The organism is Streptomyces sp. NPDC101166, from assembly GCF_044768125.1.
In the GTDB taxonomy this organism is placed as follows: Bacteria; Actinomycetota; Actinomycetes; order Streptomycetales; family Streptomycetaceae; genus Streptomyces.
Genome location: NZ_JBIWPF010000133.1, coordinates 1 through 1389, shown reverse-complemented (window position 1 = coordinate 1389; position 1389 = coordinate 1). Strand labels below are relative to the sequence as shown.

Genomic DNA, 1389 nt, shown 5'->3' with positions numbered 1-1389 from the left:
CGTGCATCCGGCGATCGGTCTGTCCTGGTGCTTCGCCGGACTGCTGTCGCACCTGCCGCCCGAACGGCCGGTGTACGGCCTGCAGGCGCCGCACGTGGCGGGCGAGGAAAGCCATCGGACCATCGCCGAGGCCGCGAAATACTATGTGGCGCACATGAAATCGGTGCAGCCGGAAGGCCCGTACCACGTGCTGGGCTGGTCGCTGGGCGGACTCATCGCCCACGAGGTGGCGGTGCAGCTGCAGGAGGGCGGCGACGAGGTGGCGCTGCTCGGCATGATGGACAGCTACCAGCTCTCCGACCGGTGGCTCGAGCAGGCCATGCCGTCGGTGGCCTCGATCATCGCCGAATTCGGATCCGACCTGCTCGGCGGTGACGCCGACATCGATCCGCGCCTGACCCTGCAGGAGGCCGCCGAACTGCTGCGCGGCCGCTCCGGGCCGTTCGCGGCACTCACGATCGAACACCTGGAACGGCTCTACACCGGATACGAGAACGGCACGGCCCAGGCGCACGGCTTCCGGCCGCGGGTCTTCGACGGCGACCTGGTGTTCTTCACCGCCGCCGACGACGAGATCAACCGGGCGGACCCGGCGCGCTGCGCCGCGGCCTGGCAACCCCACGTCACCGGCATGGTGCACGACCAGCTGGTGCGCTGCACGCACGCCGGCATGACCACGCCGGAATCCCTCGCCGTCATCGGGCCGGTGCTGCGGGATCAGCTGGCGGAGATCGAAGCCCGGCGGGAGGGTACGCGATGAGTCTGGCCGTGGAAGTCCAAGGGCTGGTGAAGTATTACGGCAAGGTCCGGGTGCTGGACGGGATCGATCTGGCGATCCCGAGCGGCACCGTGATGGGACTGCTCGGGCCCAACGGCGCGGGCAAGACCACCACCGTGCGGATCGTCACCACCCTGCTACGCCCGAGCTCCGGCACGGTGCAGGTGGCGGGCGTCGACGTGCTGAAGCATCCGGCGCGCGCCCGCACCCGGATCGGTCTGTCGGGCCAGTACGCGGCCATCGACGCCAATCTGTCCGGCTTCGAGAACCTGCGCATGGTGGCCCGGCTGTACGGCATGAACCACAAGAAGGCCACCGACCGCGCCACCGAGCTCTTATCGGCGCTGGGGCTCGACCACGCGGCCGGGCGGCGGGCCGGCACCTACTCCGGCGGTATGGCGCGGCGCCTCGACCTCGCCGGGGCGCTGGTGTGCAGACCTCCGGTGGTGGTGCTCGACGAGCCCACCACCGGGCTGGATCCCCGTGGGCGACTGGACATGTGGCGCGTCATCGGCGAACTCGTCGACGACGGCACCACCGTGCTGCTCACCACCCAGTACCTGGAAGAGGCCGACCTGCTGGCCGACCGCATCACCGTCATCGACCGCGGG

General features: G+C 70.2%; 2 protein-coding genes. Both read left to right on the top strand.

Features of this window, described 5'->3' with window-relative positions; genetic code table 11:
• Positions 1–760 (top strand): thioesterase domain-containing protein (locus tag ACIRS4_RS37055; protein ID WP_404204493.1); only part of this gene is annotated, 760 nt, incomplete at its 5' end.
• Positions 757–1389: ABC transporter ATP-binding protein (locus tag ACIRS4_RS37050; RefSeq protein ID WP_404204491.1), on the top strand; the 633-nt coding region annotated here is incomplete at its 3' end. The genes ACIRS4_RS37055 and ACIRS4_RS37050, both read left to right, overlap by 4 nt.